The organism is Streptomyces huiliensis (assembly GCF_020037025.1).
Taxonomy (GTDB): domain Bacteria; phylum Actinomycetota; class Actinomycetes; order Streptomycetales; family Streptomycetaceae; genus Streptomyces; species Streptomyces huiliensis.
This window is the reverse complement of record NZ_JAIQLH010000072.1, coordinates 1-1,881: the sequence shown is the minus strand read 5'-3', so window position 1 is coordinate 1,881 and position 1,881 is coordinate 1. Positions and strand designations below refer to the sequence as shown.

The 1,881-nt window shown below is 76.3% G+C and carries 2 protein-coding genes; both read left to right on the top strand.

The window, feature by feature from the left end:
• The coding region (locus JNW98_RS14815; protein ID WP_223768679.1) for a hypothetical protein at window positions 1–949 on the top strand (949 nt) is incomplete at its 5' end.
• 298 nt (window positions 950–1,247) lie between these two features.
• Window positions 1,248–1,881 (top strand): methylmalonyl-CoA mutase family protein (locus JNW98_RS14810; protein WP_223768678.1); only part of this gene is annotated, 634 nt, incomplete at its 3' end.

Below are 1,881 nucleotides of genomic sequence, written 5' to 3'. Positions count from 1 at the left end.
CGCGCCCGCAGCCGCCCCCGCTCTCGTGACGGACCACGGCCGGGACCGGGAGCCCGGCCGCGCGCGCCGGCCGGGTCGGCCTGGGCCGTCCGGGCCGACGGGGCCGACCGGGCCGTCCGGACGAGGCAGCGGCCCGCACAGCCGGAGCGAGGGCTCGGGACGTCCGGGAGCCCGCTCCCTGCCGCGCCGCCGCCCCGCCCGGGCCGTGCTGGTCGCGGTCTTGGCCGCGTGTGCGCTGAGCGGCATCGCCGTCCTCTCCGGCGTCGTCGCCGTACCCACCCCCTTCACCGCCGCCGGCCGCGAACCGGCCGCGGTCGACGACCGGGCGGGCACCGTGGGCGGACACGGCCCGCACACCGCCCGGCCCCGGCCCTTCGGCTCCGCGTCCGACGCCCCGTCCGGCGGCCACGCCGAGGACGGGCGCGACGGGAAGGACGCGGACGCGCCCGTCCGCCCGCCCTCCGCCACCTCTTCGCCCTCCGGCCGAGGCACCCCTCACCCGGGCGAACGGTCCCCATCCCGGCCCGGCGCGGGCGACGAACGGGACGAGGAGACGGCCTCCCCGTACCGCGGGGACGCCGGCGGAGACCCCGAACAGGCCGCCGGACTCTGCCGCGACTACCTCGCCCGAGGGAAGTGGCGCGAGCAGGCGGACGAGGACGCCGTCCGCGCCCTCGAACGCCAGGCCGGCGGCCCCTCCGGCGTCCGCGCCTATTGCACCCGCCTCGTCCACGACCACGACCAGGTCTCCGGGGACGGGGACGGAGGCGGTGGCGGTGGCGGTGGCGGTGGCGGTGGCGGTGGCGGTGGCGGTGGCGGTGGCGGAGACGGGAGCGAGGAGGACGACGGCAGCGAGGACGACGAAGAGGAGCACGGGGGCGGAGGCGACGGGGACGACGGGGGCGCCGCCGCTCACGGTGGGCGGTCCGGCCGCGCGGCCGGGCACTGACCGGGTACGGCGGGACGTTTCCCAGCCCGGCTCCCCGGGTGTGACGCTTTCCGGGACCACGGCGCTGTAGGGAGTGGGCCGACTGGTCATCGGCCGCGCGGAAGCCGCAGTTCCCCCCATGCCGCAGGCTCCGCGCAACAGCGCGGGCGGGGTGCGTCCCCCCGGCCCTGCCCGCGCTCCCCCTTCCCTCCTCTCCCTCACCTTCCCCCCTCTCCGGCCTGCGCGTCCCCTGACAGTGCCGCCCGGCCGTCGCTACAGTCCGGGTCCTCTGTACGAGGTCGGCGGGAGGCGTCAGCCCATGGCACAGGAGTCGGAAACCACCCGGACCCGGACCACCGAGTCGGGCCTCGGCATCAGGCCCGTCTACGGGCCGGCGGACCTCGAAGGCCGGGACACCGCCGCCCGCCTCGGCGAACCCGGCGCGTACCCCTTCACCCGCGGCGTCCACCCCACCATGTACACCGGGCGGCCCTGGACCATGCGGCAGTACGCGGGCTTCGGCACCGCCGCCGAGTCCAACGCCCGCTACCGGCAGCTCATCGCCCACGGCGGCCACGGCCTGTCCGTCGCCTTCGACCTCCCCACCCAGATGGGCCACGACTCCGACGCGCCCGAGGCGCGGGGCGAGGTCGGCAAGGTCGGCGTCGCCGTGGACTCCGTCGAGGACATGCAGGTCCTCTTCGACGGCATCCCCCTGGACCGGGTCTCCACCTCCATGACCATCAATGCCCCGGCCGCCCTGCTGCTGCTCATGTACCAGATCGTGGCCGAGGAACAGGGCGTGCCCGCGGACCGGCTGACCGGGACCGTCCAGAACGACGTCCTCAAGGAGTACATCGCCCGGGGCACCTATATCTTTCCGCCCGCTCCCACACTGCGTCTCACCTCCGACATCTTCCGCTACTGCAACACCGAGCTGCCCCGGTGGAACA